Source organism: Paenibacillus sp. E194, assembly GCF_000935845.1.
Lineage (GTDB): Bacteria > Bacillota > Bacilli > Paenibacillales > Paenibacillaceae > Paenibacillus_B > Paenibacillus_B alvei_B.
In genome coordinates this window covers 1-15,544 of sequence record NZ_JMDX01000148.1, presented here as the reverse complement: position 1 = coordinate 15,544, position 15,544 = coordinate 1, and the positions used below count along the sequence as shown (strand labels likewise).

The following is a 15,544-nucleotide window of genomic DNA, read 5'->3' as shown; positions in this document are numbered from 1 at the left end:
AGTATTAGGGATATGGCACCAGAGAAATTTTACAACCAGAATCAAGTGGAAGCGATTCCAATTAAAATGGTTCGTGTCTAAACGATAATGAATGAAAAAGAAAGAATTAGTTTCTATGTGTCCAAATTTATGGGGTTAATCCGGTAGTACTGCTTTAAGGCATAACAATACGTCTTAAGCGTGTTCCTGCTTTTACTTGTATGATCAAGATATTTCAGATATTTCAAAACGGGTATCACAGGATATCCTTTGTGATCCACTAGTATGTATCTCTTAATGTTGCCTTCTAAAAGGACTTCCTGTACTTTCATTCCATCCACCACTCAACAAATGTTCTGTATCTCTGTTTATCATGTTATACATATTAAACCTTCTTATCAATGACTATATAAGGCCTCTAATATAAAAGAAATAGAGGATATATGCTCTTATATTGAACATAATACCCTCTAATAATTATAGTGTATTTAACCTAAGGCCTGCCTCTTATTTTACTTTTGAAACGTAATGGTCTCACTTACACTGCCCAGCTTCACGCTCGTCTCGCTCGGTTTTGTCTCGGCAATGATCTTACCGTTACGGAAAGAATATCGTACCGCAGCCTGCTTGCGAATGGCCTCATACTCATTTTCCGCATTCAATACGATAAAATTGGCTGGCTTGCCTGCCTCAATCCCGTATTTATCCTCAATTTGCAGCGTCGTCGCGCTGTTCTTCGTAATCATATCGATGCTGTTCACGATCTGCTCATAGCCCATAAGCTGTGAAGCATGAATCCCCATATGCAGAACTTGAAGCATATTGCCTGTCCCAAGCGGATACCATGGGTCAAAAATATCATCATGACCAAAACACACATTAAGTCCTGCTTCTTGAAGCTCTTTGACCCGTGTTAAGCCTCTACGCTTCGGATACGTATCAAAACGTCCTTGCAAATGAATGTTCACAAGTGGGTTGGATACAAAATTGATCTCCGACATCTTCAGCAGACGGAACAGCTTGTACGCATATGCATCATTATAGGAACCCATCGCCGTAGTATGGCTGGCCGTTGTACGTGCACCGATGCCGCGTTCGTAAGCCTCCTTGGCTACTACCTCAACGAATCTGGACTGCTCATCGTCAATCTCATCGCAGTGGATATCGACGAGACGATTATATTTTTCCGCCAGATCAAATGCGATTCTCATCGAATCTACGCCATACTCGCGTGTAAACTCAAAGTGCGGAATGCCGCCAACTACATCGGCCCCCATTTTCATCGCTTCTTCAAGCAGTTCTACTCCATTCGGATAGGAGAGAATCCCTTCCTGCGGAAACGCAACAAGCTGAAGATCCACATAAGGAGACATCTCCTCCTTCACTTCCAGCAGCGCCTTAAGCGCTACTAGCGTAGGGTCTGTCACGTCCACATGGGTTCTCACATGCTGGATGCCCTGAGCGATTTGCCACTTAAGCGCAGTCTTCGCTCTCGTTTTGACGTCCTCTATTGAAAGAGTTTCCTTCCGCTGTGACCAGCGCTGGATGCCTTCAAATAGCGTACCGCTCTGATTCCACTCCGGCTCCCCTGCTGTTAAGGTTGTGTCCAAATGAATATGCGGCTCAATAAAAGGAGGTAGCACCAAGCTCCCTTTTACATCAATGACCTCATGTCCTTCTGTGGGAAGCGAACTTTGGGTAATCGTCTTGAATGCTCCATCTACAATCTCGATATTCCATAAACCTTCGCGACCTCTAAGCTTCGCTTGTTGAATAATCACTGCTCATTCCCCTTTTCTCGTTTGCGTTAAACTGTTTTTCCGGGAAACACTTCATACCTATAACATACAGCACGGCTGTACCAATCAAGCCATTAATAGGCGGGATGCCAGGGACGAACTGAGCAATCAGAATACCACCGATCCATGCCAATATCGCAATCCAGTTCACGGATTTGAAGCTCATTTCTTCGAATTTCTTATAGGAGCCGCGATGCAGGATATAGAAGTCCGCTAGCAGAATCGCGCCAATCGACGGCAAAATTGAACCAAGTACCGTCAAGAAGCCTACGAAGTTATTGTACAACCACATCGCCATGATCGTACCTACTGCTCCATTAAAGACAACAATGATATTCTTAGGCAGCTTCGTAATATTGGCGAAGCCCAGACTGGATGCATACAGCGCATTTTCATTCGTCGTCCAAATATTTAACCCTAGCACAATGATAGCCGGCATAATCAAACCTTGCAAAAACATAACATCTGAGATATCCGCTTTTCCATATACAATCGCGCCTACTGCTCCAAATAGAAACATCAACGAGTTTCCAAGGAAGAAGGCAATGACTGTCGATACAACCGCTGAACGAGTTGTTTTTGCAAATCGTGCAAAATCCGGTGTTAGCGTACCACCACTGATGAAAGATCCGATACAGACGGTCAATGCGGTAGCAAGACCCATCATTTCCTTCGGCTGATAATTCATTAATCCTTGCAATCCACCTGCTGTTGAAGTCGCATCAATGACCGAATAGCTTCCTAATATCGCAATCGACGGTACAGCTACGATGCCGAGTATCGCCAATGCTTTAATTCCATAGATCGCGGTCACCGTCATTAGGATTCCTGCAATCGCAATCAAGACATACACGTTCATTCCCGTTACTTTCTGAACCGGAACTGCGAACATCGCTACCCCTACACCAAACCAGCCTACCTGCGTAAAGCCTAGCAATCCTGAAGATAAATAGGAACCTTTCGTGCCAAACGCATATTTCGTCAGCAAGTGAGTCGATAAACCCGTCTTTGCCGCAATATACGCAAGCGCTCCTGTATAAACGCCCAAGATCAAATTCCCTGCCAGTACAATTCCGATAAAAGCGCTGAACGTTAAGCCATTCCCTAACGCTCCGCCTGACCACATGCTTGCCGAGAAGAACGTAAATCCGAGCATCACGGCGAGTATTTTCCAAAATCCATTCCGATGTGCTTGTGGTACAGGTTGCAACGAGAATTCCAAGTCTACTTTTTCCATTATCCATCCTCCAGATCGTCTAGATACCGAGTATGCTCAAGCAGATGGAACAGGCGGGAATGATCGATGGCTTTCAGGAGCAATAAAAAAGGCTTATTGCCCAGTTGCCCTGACAATAAGCCGTTTACGATCACAGGTAAACAATAGGTACACGCGCATATACACACGTATCCCTATAAAGATCATACATTCCGCTGTCCTTGTCAGCCTCACGGGACTGAATTAAAGGTATCTTATTAAATTGTCACTATTATAAATCGATATATCGATATCAACAAGTGCAAATATTGGTATTTACGAATCCAAACTGTTCATTTCACGGATTCATCAAAGGATTGTCCCGTCACTAAGTCATAGATTTTGCGAATTTTTTCGTCCAGCAAATCCAGATGCACGATCCTCGCTTCACGGATATATTCCTTCCCCTCTACGTAAAGCAATAAAACGGGCGCGGTGAAGACAGAAAAACTCCCGGCAACCGCCGGAACTTCTTGTGCATTGATCGTCCCCGGTTGGATATCCGGGTATTTCGTCAATAATTTCTGTACCTGCGGCTGCAATCCATGACACACACTGCAGCCTGTCATGCTGATATAGAGAAACGCTAATCGATGGCTCCTTATAAATTCATTCGCTGATTCGACACTCATTAATTGCTCAAATTCTCTCATGGGTACCTCCAAGTATGAGAATCTATTATGTTCCACAAGAGATGGGATATATCCCCCTACTTATGATACGGTTCTACGTAATATCTATAGTACAAATATAAGGGCACCCATTTGGGTACCCTTTATAGTTGACAGAGTTCAAGATGGCAAATTGCAACTGTGTAAATCCACAATTCACCAACTTAAGGCATTAATCCAAACTTCAGCGTATGAAAGTTTTCCCTCTCAATCCAACTGATCGTCCAACATAGCGTCAATGACCTTCAATATCCTCTTTTGCTCATTTAGACTTCTGCTTCGGAGCCTATCCACAATTTCTGCAAGTGTAGAATCGTTCCCCTCTCCACTCACAGGTTGGATGTAACTAAAGAACTCCACCATCGAGAGGTTGAGCGCACTCGTAATTCTAGCCAGTACTACGACGGAACATACCTTCTCAGAACGTTCCAACTTGCCAATATAAGTCTCGTGTAGCTCAGCCTTACTTGCAAGTTCCTCCTGGCTTAGTCCACGTAGTTTCCGAAAGTGTCGAATGCCTTCCCCTACCATCTTCATAAAATCACTCACAGCAATCACCCTAAGCAAACCATAGACCAGCCATTTGCGCACTCCAAGATACTATAGGGTTTATTTCATTAATATATACCCTATAGGGATTTATTTTTGATATAATAAGATTGCCCTGTTTTAAAAAAAATAAACTAAAAGGCATAATAAGAACGCTACTTAGAACTTTACAAACTTAATCATCTCAACAAGTCCCCGTATCGAATCGGATATATGATATATGATATATAAACAAGGAAGGAATGAGTCCTATTAGAGTGCAATGCATATTCCCCGACAGCTCAACTGCGGATGTCTATGTTTCCGAAATTGGAGAATTTCTTCGTCTCACAAAATTAGTAAATGGGATAACAATGGAAGGAATCAATTATAATGTAGTTCATACAGAGCTAATTGTAGAAAAAGAAACTTTCTATATTTCAGTGCTATTGAAGCATAGGCATGTACAATAACAAGCTCAACCTGGGGCATGTCAAAGGGCAAGGAAGCTTGCATTTGGTCGTAAAATAGCTTCCGGATACCATCCGTGCCGTACAGTTACGAACGTTTACACAACCGATTTCAATGTTACACCCTCATTAGAAGTAGTTGTCCCAAGGTGGCGTTCGTTCCAAGAATATACGCTGGGAAAACTGAAGATCAGTTTGGCTCCAATTTCTATGCATTCTTTGCTTCTTGTTTTATCTAGAAAGGACCCTTTTAACACAAAGATGATCTTTTCCAGCTAATCTCTGGCTTCATTGAGTCACTTCTGGTTAATCTATACGAGGTATCCGCTGGAATTCTTGTCTCATTAAGCATCATTGTTCCTTTATTTTTCGGCTTGATAAGATTGTCACAACCCCATTTTCCACCGTCAATTATGGTAGAGTTCTCCATTTCCTATACTTTCTTACCACAAAATGGTCTACACGCTGTATCTTTCTTGTTATTAAGATATGTGGACAAACTCTGATTGATAAAGATAGAGCTCCTAATGATTGCGAACATTTTATCCATAGCCTTTAACTTTTAGAAGCTTTATGCCGAAAATTAATTTGGGGGTCGAATTCAGATACCAACAAAACAGATGACTGTCTAACAAAGGTTTTTTATGTCGTATCTAGAATACTATATTTTGTTTAGTAGACCATTACCCAATATAAGAAAGGGAGCCTAAACTATGGGGGAAGGAAAGAAGAAAACCGCAATATCCTTTTTCTCGAAAACCTTAATGTTCTCTATTTCGGGAATCGTTCTAGCCTGTATGATCATGTCAGTGATTAGTTACGCGATTATGAGTCGTGCGCTTACTGGCAGTTTGGAAGAGCAGGCAACAGGGGTTGCGACATTATGGAAGAATAGATTTGAAGTAGAAGACTTGAAAAGAGGGAAGACAAGTCTTTCTTCAGATTCAACAATTCAGAAAAAGCTTGTGTCCTTACTGGATGAATTGTCAAATGGAAATGCGAATGTAGCGCAAGGGTTCATATTCGAGCCGGATCTCGTGGATGCTACAAAGACGAGGATCATATCTAACCCTACTCATTTATTAAAAGTGGGACTTAAACCTGGAGAATTATTTGATCAGCCGACTGATATGGTTAAGGCATTCCAAACATTGAAGCAAACGAAGTCGATAGTAATCCCCCCTATTTACAATGATGATATTGGATCATGGCTCACTGTATTAGTTCCAGTCCTCGATCAACAGCAACAACTCGTGGCCGTATTTGGGATTGACGTGAATGCATCGATAATTTCAGAACAACAGCATAATTTGATTTGGTCTTTAGTGATCGCTTCACTGTTGTTTTTGGCTGTTGGGGTCATCATACAAATTTTTGGTCTAAAAAGGTTGTTACGTCCTATCAAAGAGTTAATTAGTGGTATTGGAAAGATCAGCAAAGGTGACCTCACACAGAAGGTGGTTGTCCACTCCAATGATGAACTAGGACAATTATGTGAGAGCTTCAATGAGATGGTTCAATCGTTACATAGTACCTTGGAGCAAGTACAAGTAACTGTCGAACAAGTGGCGAGTTCCTCAGAACAATTATCAGTTAGCGCCGAAGATTCAACAAAGGCGTCTACGGAAACAGCTACTATCGTCCAGGATCTGGCGACCGGAACGGAAGTACAGGCAGGGAATATTAATCAAACGAATCGTTCTATAAACGATATATCGACAAAAGTAGGACAAATCGAATCCAATTCCCGGGCGGTCATGGATAAGGTATTTATTGCGACTAACCTTGCAACGGAAGGAAATCAAGCGATTGATATGGTTGTTAGACAGATGAATTCTATCAGTTCTACAGTGAACCAATCTGCTGAGTCCATGAAATACTTAGTAGATAATGCCCTTCACATAGGGCGAATTGTAGAAGTCATCAATACAATCGCTAATCAGACGAATTTGTTAGCCCTGAATGCTTCTATAGAAGCTGCCCGCGCTGGAGAACATGGACGTGGCTTTGCTGTAGTTGCAGGTGAAGTGAGAAAGTTAGCTGAACAGTCTTCCAACTCGGCGAAGCAGATTACGTCCTATGTGGAGAGTATCCAAGAAGGAATTGAAAACGCTGTTCAGTCTATGGAGCATGGTACAAGAGAGGTTAATGAGGGCCTCCATCTGGTGAACCAAGCGGGAACATCGTTTAATGAAATTCGCGATGCGGTTGATGAAGTGTCGCTGAATATCCAAGTTGTTCCTACTGCTCTAGAACAAATGACATCTCGTATTGCCGAGGTTCTATCATCGATGAATCAAATTTTGGCCGTCACCAATGAGGCGGTAGGCGGAACACAGAATATTGCTGCCTCAACGGAGCAACAGTTAGCTTCTATGCAGGAGGTTACTTCTTCTGCAAATGTACTGTCCAGCATGGCAGAAGAACTCCAAGAGAAAATAAGGCAGTTTAAGTTGTAACAGGAGCAGAATGCTTGATTAGCGGTCTGACTTGAACAGACAAAAGGAGGCTGTCCCAAAAGTAGATCAATCTACTTGAGGGATGGCCTCTTTGATTAGCATAATCTGCCGAATTGAACAAATTACCATTCATAAAAATTCTCTTCGATCATTTCCTCGAATGAATTGGCTAATAACTTGATCTCCTTTTAATCAGTAATCGCGAGCTGCATCGAACCAGCGCCCGGACATCTCCTCCGTTATAGGCTGGTCAATCTGGTGATCGGACTGGCTGAGTTGCCATACTGCTTCGCCAAGGTCTTCTCTTTCGGTGGTTTCGATACCTTTGAGGGTATTGAAGCGCACGGTGAAAGCAGTAATGGCTGCCTCGGCATCGGCAAAGCTGCGGGCCTGGGCCAAGGATGCCTGTGCAGCATTGTAAGCTTCGTTAGCCAGTTTGGCCAGACGTTTAGGCCAAGACGAGAACGGGCGGCCATATTCGCTCTCCCACCACTCAGGCTTTCGCAATTGGCTCACTGAAGCATAGCCGGCCCATGGGCGTGTCTTGGCGCGTGTTTTCACTTGCTGCCTTAAGCGTTTGCCCGCGGCCTCTTCCACATTGTAGGCGATAAATCCTTCAAGCAACGGCCACGTGTCCAAGGAGGGCATGTCCTCCAAATCAGGCATGAAGCGCAGCTCCAGATTCGTTAACCGGTCATGACGAGCCAACAAGTCCATGTCACAGAAGTTCCCCCACAAACTCAGTGAGTCAAGGTTTGGAAAGCGGTCTAGACAGTCCAGCGAGATGGGCTGTCCCAACGGCGCGTTTCGCAGCGTCAGACTCGTCACTTGGTGCAATTCACCGAGGTCGGGCAGTGTGAAAGGAGGATCATTCTTGCGTCGGCTGGTGCGCGGCGCTAGTGTCAGAGAATACGGCATATCGCCAGTGGCCGATAAGCGTAATAGATCGCCGGACACGTTCAGGCGGAAAGATCCCTTCGGAAGCTTCAAGCTCAGACGCCCTCCGGACTGGCTCAGCTCGATATGTAAGCTATGCATAACGGACTTGCTGGCGTCCACCTCCATATCTGCAGACAGAATGGGGGGCCCACGTCATCTCTTCAATAGGACGTGTCTGCGCCCAGTCCAAGAAGCCCGCATCACTGCCTGAATAGTACAAAAATCGCGGCCAGGGCGAGCCCGCTGGCGTAGCAAAGGCATCAAATACGGTCCAATCGATGCGCGCGTCTGGCGCGACGTGAAGATCCACCCTTTTCCCCAATTCCGGCGGTCCGATTGATAGGCTGCCCACACCGGGCCGAGTGACAAGCGTATGGCTGCGAGGGCCCGTCAGGTCAATGGGATAACGACCATCTTCTGTAACAGAATCAGAAGAGTGAGCTTGGTTATGAATTGGCATTTCCGTCGTCCTTTCTTCTACCATTGATTACATGAGAACTTTGGTCTCTTGAGCTTCATTTTACCTAGTATTTTGGGGTACCCCTACACTTAGCTCTCTAAATCCTTCAATTATAGTAGCCCCCTATATACCATGTTCTTATCTTCATTATAGTGATCGCTTGTCCTGAATCCACCTACCTTTTACCTGAATTACGGAAATAATGGGAGGGGCAGAAAAGGCAATTCAAAAACCGGGATTATCTTCTGCAGATTGACAAAACGGTTCATAAAATCAATCTGCTCTTGTTTTTCATGTACCGTTCTCCCTCTTTGCGTCCTTCCAAGGTACCTGCGCATTGGACAAGAACTTATATCCCTAAATCAAAAAGTCCGCTGGTTATGCGGACTTTTATGCTAGAAATCTATTTATTCTTCAATTCAATTTTAAATACATCACTCGCTTTTCCGCCAAAAACGATCATCCCACTTTCAGGCAGTACTACCGAATGATTATTAGTTACCTTTGAGACGTTTACAGACATTCCATTCTTGTCGTAAACGGCAAATCCCCCACTTACCGGAGTCTTAACGTTCATAACTCGATTGGCTGATTTATCATCAATTTTATACCATCTAACCTGACCATTAGCTGGTATGATGCTGGTTGAATCCTTCCCTTCATAAATGGGTTGAATAGCATCTTCATCGATATAAGAGAATCCATCAATCTTTAAATACTCCGTATGTCCTTCTTTATAAAAGTTGAGATCAAATACATCTCTTCCGGCCATAATCGGAATTTGGATAGCATTTACTGCTTGATTCTCATTAACAATTTTAGTCCCATTTGCGTATCCATGATCCATATCAACGGATATTGTCTTTGATATCATTGGCGTGGCCAGATAAAATACAGAAGTTATCTTTTCATCCACCCTATAATAACTTTTTCCATTTCTATTTTCCCATACCTTTTTAGTTGTTTGTTGGAGTGGATTGGAGTCCAGCTTTTGATAAGCATAGAGCACCATCATGGACTGACCTAATCCTTGGTTATTCGTATAGGCGTTAAGCTTCACATATGTTCTTCCATTTGTTTGTTTGTCAAAGCTTACTGTTGCACTGCCATCTTTGCTTTTGAATTGTCCATCGCCCGTATACACATATGTTTGTGCGGGTATCAACCCTCCGGATTGTGCAGGTAAATCAATCTCTCCGTTCTTAATCTCTATATTTATGGTTGAATCCCTAGTACCATACAATCCAGCATAAGAAAGCATTTCAGACGGCATGTTCACCTTCAAGGAAGGTTTAAATGTTTTCTCGGGTAGAATTTCCTTAATATGCCCCTTGTCTTTTAAGTAATCTAATAAAACTTTCGTTTCAAATGCAAGATTGAATACGGAAGACCCTCCTGAAGAAAGCACAGCCATAGAAATATTATGTTCTGGTATTGTAATTAAGGAACCGTGATAAGTAGCAACGTCTCCACCTTTGGATAATGCCGTTATTCCGTAATCATCAAACTCTGTCAAGCGAACAGTGTCCCAACCAAGACCATAGTTAAAGGCGTTCGCTTTTTCTGAAACCCATATTCCTCTTTTATATTCAGGACTTTGCATGGCTTTGGCTGATTGTTTAGATAGAACATCCGCTCGATTACCTATTAACATATCTGCAAACTTAGTTAAGTCTTCTGCAGTTGAGTAGAGCCCGCCTGACCCAAGGGTGTTAGCATTCTCAATGGGTAAAGCCTGATCCATCGTAGGGAAGTAAGCTTTGGCTACCCTTTCTCTATCAAATTGATCAAGTGGTGTTTTCGTTGAGCTTAAATTCAGAGGCGTGCTCACATATTTCGCAAGGAATTCGGTATAGCTCATACCGCTCACTCGTTCAATCATGATTTCAAGCAGATCAAACCCATCGTTTACATAAACGGAGAATTCACCTGGATTTGAATTTAAATGTTCCGATTGTAACTTGTTCAATAATTCATCGTGGACTATTGTATCATTGTCATCGAATAAAGAACTATTCGGAAGGTGAGTACCGTAAAGCCCTGACGAATGATTCATTAACATACGAGGTGTAATTTTTTTATATCTTTCATCTGCCATTTTGAAGTCTTTGATATACGTTGTAAGTGGCTTATCAATATCAATTTTATTAGCATCAGCTAGTATCATCGCTGCAGCAGACACATGCATTTTACTTATCGAACCTATACCAAACATGGTGTCTTTGGTGATCGGAGTTTTGGAAGCTTTATCGTTTATACCGACGTTATCTGATAAAACAATGGATCCCTTATCCATAATGGCATACTGCACACCACTTGCACCAGAGACGGAAAGAAGCTTCGAAGCCAGCACCTGTGCCCTATCTTTTACAGTAGCCGGATTCGTTTGAGCAAAAGCAGGGGTGACCGGAATGGCAATAAGCAAAGCGGCCATTCCTATAGAAACCATTCTCTTCATTATTCATTCCTCCTCGTAGTATCCTTCCAGATTGTACATACTGAATTCATCATACACGGAAGAAGGCTGCTGTAATAAAAAACGCCCTGAAACGAAAAAAACAATCCCTAAACAACATATTGTCTAAGGATTGTTCGTTTAAAACGGCAGGAGGACCATATTATTAAATACTTTATGTTTCGTTTCAATGGTCATATGACCACCGTACTTGTCGCAGATTCTAGCGATATTCGTTAATCCAATACCATGAAATTCAGGAGATGGTTTTTGGCTATGTAAGTGGGCAACTTCATTCTCCATATGATTCAAGATGTGAATGAGTAAGCTAGACTCGGTAGAATGTATTTTTATAAGAATGTACCTATCTTCTGCAATCGTTAACTTTTTAGAAGCTTCTATTGCGTTATCTAGCATATTTCCAATGACAACACATAAGTCATAACGGTCTATATGGATTTCTTGCGACCATAAATTAAGCTTTGTATCTATTCTAATGCCATTGGCTTGTCCAATATTAAGCGTATTTGTAATAAGAGCATCTATCACCAGATTCCCCGTATTAACCCGCTGATACGCCCCTTCGACTTTATTTAAGGTTGTCTTAATATGTTCCATTGCAGCTGCTAACTCATTTCGCTTAATACATTCTTCAATATATAAAAACTGTTGATTCGTATCATGAATGATTCTTTTAATGGATTTGAAGCTGTGAACGACCTTTTCGTAATTCGCATCTTGATAATCCATTTGATGTTGCAGCTGAGTACGTTCTTGCATGAATTTATATTTATCAATAATCGAATCAAAAATATAGACAATCATAACATTTAAGAAAAGAAAGCCAATAGCGGAAATGAAATAATAGACGGTCTTATGATTTAGAATATATAGGTGATATATACTCATAAGTGGAATAGCCGAAATTAATACGTAGTAACGATAATGCAAAGAGTAACTACTATGTCTTGCAAGTGGTCGTATGATCTGAATGATGGCAAACATGATGATGAAAGAGAGTAAAATAGCTTTCATGTAGACAATTTTATTAGTTTCATTTACAGGATCAAAGCTAAACTCAATTGAATCTAGAGTATAAAAAATATAAAGGGATATACAAGTAACGAGAGACATTAAAACACTGTAAAGCATAGAGAAAAGGATCTTCGTTTTCATTTCTACTTGATAAGATTGTACGATACTAAATATCATGAGCAAGGCTAGAATCGAAGATAAACTTGGTGAAGCGGGAATAACAAGATATAGGAAATCGAGCAGCCCAAAGATAATGAAATAAATGAATCGGTTATGTTTTTTAGCTGATTTACCAAAAACCGAGTTGAAGAAAAATTAAGTTGAACGCCCATCACAAGTACAATGATAAAGACAACAAGTAAATTATTTTGAATCATATTATTCGATCTTCCTAATCATATATTTGGTATAAACATCTTTAACCTCTTTGATTTTAGAACGGCCTATGGGTAATTCCAACCCATTGGACATGAGAACAACTCCGCTAGCAAACTTTCTCACATGAAGTAGATTAATGATAATGGAACGGTGAATTTGCAGGAAGTTACTGTCTTTTAAAGCTAAAGCATAATCTGCAATAATTCCTTTGCTTTCATAGGTTTGATCAGCAGTAATAAAATGTAGTTTGCTCTTTATCGTTAAGCTTTTGGCAGCTTCTATACTAATGAGGTCATCATATTTAATCATGATTGATTCATAGGCTGACTTGATGACCATAAACTTTTTATCAAGTGTTTGAAAGTATTGGCATAGTTTGATGATTTTCTCCTCCAAGATCGAGGGGGCGACAGGTTTTATTAAATACTGGAATGTCATAACGTCAAAACTTTCTACCATATATTCAGGGTAGCTTGTCAGAAAAATAATTTGTTCATCCAAGTTATGTAACGCTCTTATTCTACGGGCTGTCTGAATCCCATTCAGCCCACCCATTTCGACATCCAAAATTAAAATATGGAACGGGGGTCCTTTGGACTCATAATGAGACACCAATTGCTCTCCCGAGCCGAATAATTCGATTTCAAATTCTATATTTGTCTTTATCGACAAAGTAATCAGGAGGCTTTTAACAAGCTCTCTTTGTTTCTCCTCATCATCGCAAATAGCCACTCTATACATAAATGATACACTCCTCGACCATTTGAATTTTATAGTAATAGATTTTAGACGAAATGCAGATTTGAATCCCTTAAATCACTTCTAACCCGACAACAACTTTATTCCACTAAACCAAAAAAAGCCGCGATTTACGCGGCTCTTAATGAGATAAATTAAAACGTATTGTATACCTCTTCACATTCTTCCGCAGTCGGTTCATAGAAACAGTGCTTCTTCCATCGTCCTGCGAGTGGCTGATTATACCAAGTGTCCGGGCATGGCCCGGGATTTTCGAACGTTCCTGGACGGAAATACCATAGGGAGAATTTGGCTGGCCAACTCCGCTCCCCATTCACAGCCCGTCGCGCCAGACGGCGTTCCCTCTCTCTTGCGTTTTGATAGTACAAACCATGTTGCAACGCTTCGAATGCATGCGGCTGGTTGATCATTTGAGGAATTGTCCGTATGCCTTTAAAATCAGAGCAATTCGCTCTTACTCGGTTAATGCCAACATTTCCAACAAGGAGCATGCCCTGTTCGCCTTCGGTCTCAGCTTCAGCTCGAAGCAATCTTGCCAACATATCAATATCCTGTTGCCTGGCTTTTACGACTGCCATTTGCTCACCTCTTTAGATTTCTCTAGACTCATCATATTGTAGGCGAAGCGGAAGTGTTACTCTGGCAAAAATAAAGAGCAATATTATCAACGGCCCCGCCACTTTTCGACCGCCATGCGAAAAAATTCAGGGCACCTTGAGATCGGTGCCCTGAATTACATAGGAACTTAATTTATGATAACGTCATTGCACAATACAAATTTGCTTAAGTCATTCTGCAATCGCTTTGACATATCCCTTAACTCTTTGGCGGAAATTTGGATTTTCTCCGCGGAAACTAGTTGTTCTGCTGTACCTGCAGCCATTATCTCAGCTTCATTGGATGTACGATGAGAAATATCGGATACATCTGCAATAGAAGCCGCTACTTCCTCCATTCCAGCTGACATTTCCTCAGTGGTTGCGGATACATCCTGAATTTGTTCACTTACAAGCTTAACCTCACTAAGAATGCAATCAATGGTCTCCTTCGTTCGTTCAATAGATTCCATACCCATATTTGTCTCGGTTTGTATCGAATCCATAGCAGATACCGTTTCTCCGACAAGAGATCGAATATCAATCAATAAGTCAGAAATAGATTTCCCAGAGCTTGATGTTTCTTCAGCAAGCTCTCCTATCTCTTGTGCAACTACGCTAAATCCACGACCATGCTCTCCCGCGCGTGCAGCTTCAATATTTGCATTTAAGGCAAGCAGCTTTGTTTGCTTTGCAATTTCCATAATTGACTTTATAATTTGACTTATACGGACTGAATGCTCATCAAGCTTAGCTACAATCTGGGCAGAATCAGCCTGAGTCTTCTTAATACTCTCCATTTGATCCATGGTTTCTATCAGTTGCTGATTCCCAATTGCTGCATTCTCACTTGCACGAATGGCAACCGCAGCAACCTCAGATGCCGCTTCCGCAACTCGTGTAATCCCAATCGCCATCTCATTCATTGCAGATGACGCTTCCACTGTCGTTCTCTTTTGTGAAGCTGTCCCATCCGATACTTTCTGCACAGAATCGGCAACTTTCTTCATATCCTGTATAGATTGATCTGAGATTCCAGTTAGTTGCTGGGAGGATTGAAATGTTGTTAAGGAAATTTGCTGATTTAAGCTAAGCACTCGATTCATCGATCTTTGCATTTCATTAAAGGCCGCACCTACAAGCTGCAGCTCATCCTTCGTATTCAGTACAATGTCTTGGGAGAAATCCCCCTTCGCCATCGACTCCGCTCTTTGCTTTAAGATACTCACTGTATCCATAACACTCCTAAAGAATGCTACATAAAATATGACTACTAATAGTAAGACTACCACCATAATCAATAATGTTACATTGCGCTCAGCAGTATAGTCACCGATACGTTTCTGAAGAATATGATTTAATTCCATTGTGGCAAGTTTGAATACCTCATCCGCTGTTGTGATCGCAACCGTCCCTTGAGTGAAAAAGGTATCCGGATTCATGCTCATCTCTTGCTTATGTATAATTTCTTGTTCAAGTAAAATGAGATAGTTTTGAATATTTTGTGCAACCTGCCCTCCCTTCTCAACTAGATTCACATTAATGGTACTCTGAGATTCCGCAATTTTGGAAAGGGATTTATTTAGACTGACAAGAGCAGTCTTACTCTCATATTCTTTCAGGAGTAGCTGGATTTTCAACTCATCCGTTAGTGTTCTCGATGCAAGAATACCATTGCCAGTTCCCCGAATAAAAGCGGAGTTTTCGATCAATGCAGGCAGTTCCTGAACGACCAATCTCATCAAATAGTATGAATTAATT

The 15,544-nt window shown here is 41.7% G+C and carries 9 protein-coding genes and 3 pseudogenes; 1 reads left to right on the top strand and 11 read right to left on the bottom strand.

Annotated elements, in window-relative coordinates:
- Nucleotides 1-143: 143 nt before the first annotated feature.
- From AZ66_RS32855 to AZ66_RS19055, 5 genes and pseudogenes are all read right to left on the bottom strand, one after another.
- A pseudogene (locus AZ66_RS32855) lies at nucleotides 144-311 on the bottom strand (tyrosine-type recombinase/integrase); the annotation flags it as partial.
- A 180-nt stretch (nucleotides 312-491) separates the two neighbouring features.
- A complete protein-coding gene (locus tag AZ66_RS19070; RefSeq protein WP_044356282.1) occupies nucleotides 492-1,760 on the bottom strand; it encodes a cytosine deaminase in 1,269 nt (422 codons plus the stop codon).
- Entirely contained in the window at nucleotides 1,735-3,015 is a 1,281-nt protein-coding gene (gene codB / locus AZ66_RS19065; protein ID WP_044356281.1) for a cytosine permease, read from the bottom strand. Before codB ends, AZ66_RS19070 begins: the two co-directional genes overlap by 26 nt.
- 311 nt (nucleotides 3,016-3,326) lie before the next feature.
- Complete coding sequence (locus AZ66_RS19060) at nucleotides 3,327-3,686, bottom strand: thioredoxin family protein (protein ID WP_044356280.1); 360 nt, start codon at nucleotides 3,684-3,686, stop codon at nucleotides 3,327-3,329.
- Between the two features lie 225 nt (nucleotides 3,687-3,911).
- Nucleotides 3,912-4,253: a helix-turn-helix domain-containing protein gene (locus AZ66_RS19055; RefSeq protein ID WP_044356284.1), complete on the bottom strand. Its 342-nt coding sequence runs from the start codon at nucleotides 4,251-4,253 to the stop codon at nucleotides 3,912-3,914.
- A 1,162-nt stretch (nucleotides 4,254-5,415) separates the two neighbouring features.
- On the opposite strand from AZ66_RS19055, the gene AZ66_RS19050 reads away from it, so the two are divergent.
- Nucleotides 5,416-7,161 (top strand): methyl-accepting chemotaxis protein, encoded by a 1,746-nt coding sequence (locus AZ66_RS19050; RefSeq protein ID WP_044356279.1) that lies wholly within the window; start codon nucleotides 5,416-5,418, stop codon nucleotides 7,159-7,161.
- A gap of 192 nt (nucleotides 7,162-7,353) precedes the next feature.
- Here the strand turns inward: AZ66_RS19050 and AZ66_RS19045 are convergent.
- The 6 genes and pseudogenes from AZ66_RS19045 to AZ66_RS19020 all read right to left on the bottom strand — a co-directional run.
- Nucleotides 7,354-8,560 (bottom strand): annotated as a pseudogene (locus tag AZ66_RS19045) (hypothetical protein).
- 403 nt (nucleotides 8,561-8,963) lie between these two features.
- A complete protein-coding gene (locus AZ66_RS19040) occupies nucleotides 8,964-11,018 on the bottom strand; it encodes a serine hydrolase domain-containing protein (protein WP_044356278.1) in 2,055 nt (684 codons plus the stop codon).
- A gap of 138 nt (nucleotides 11,019-11,156) precedes the next feature.
- Nucleotides 11,157-12,427 (bottom strand): annotated as a pseudogene (locus AZ66_RS19035) (ATP-binding protein).
- A gap of 1 nt (nucleotide 12,428) precedes the next feature.
- Nucleotides 12,429-13,169, bottom strand: a complete 741-nt coding sequence (locus AZ66_RS19030) for a LytR/AlgR family response regulator transcription factor (protein WP_044356277.1) — start codon at nucleotides 13,167-13,169, stop codon at nucleotides 12,429-12,431.
- Between the two features lie 152 nt (nucleotides 13,170-13,321).
- A complete protein-coding gene (locus tag AZ66_RS19025) occupies nucleotides 13,322-13,765 on the bottom strand; it encodes a cell wall hydrolase (RefSeq protein ID WP_021257498.1) in 444 nt (147 codons plus the stop codon).
- Nucleotides 13,766-13,932: 167 nt separating this feature from the next.
- A partial coding sequence (locus AZ66_RS19020) for a methyl-accepting chemotaxis protein (RefSeq protein WP_044356276.1) occupies nucleotides 13,933-15,544 on the bottom strand: 1,612 nt, incomplete at its 5' end.

Excerpts from the sequence above, each read along its gene's own strand:
- codB (WP_044356281.1), bottom strand. The coding sequence starts at position 3,015 with ATGGAAAAAGTAGACTTGGAATTCTCGTTGCAACCTGTACCACAAGCA.
- AZ66_RS19025 (WP_021257498.1), bottom strand. The coding sequence starts at position 13,765 with ATGGCAGTCGTAAAAGCCAGGCAACAGGATATTGATATGTTGGCAAGA.
- AZ66_RS19060 (WP_044356280.1), bottom strand. The coding sequence starts at position 3,686 with ATGAGAGAATTTGAGCAATTAATGAGTGTCGAATCAGCGAATGAATTT.
- AZ66_RS19030 (WP_044356277.1), bottom strand. The coding sequence starts at position 13,169 with ATGTATAGAGTGGCTATTTGCGATGATGAGGAGAAACAAAGAGAGCTT.
- AZ66_RS19040 (WP_044356278.1), bottom strand. The coding sequence starts at position 11,018 with ATGAAGAGAATGGTTTCTATAGGAATGGCCGCTTTGCTTATTGCCATT.
- AZ66_RS19050 (WP_044356279.1), top strand. The coding sequence starts at position 5,416 with ATGGGGGAAGGAAAGAAGAAAACCGCAATATCCTTTTTCTCGAAAACC.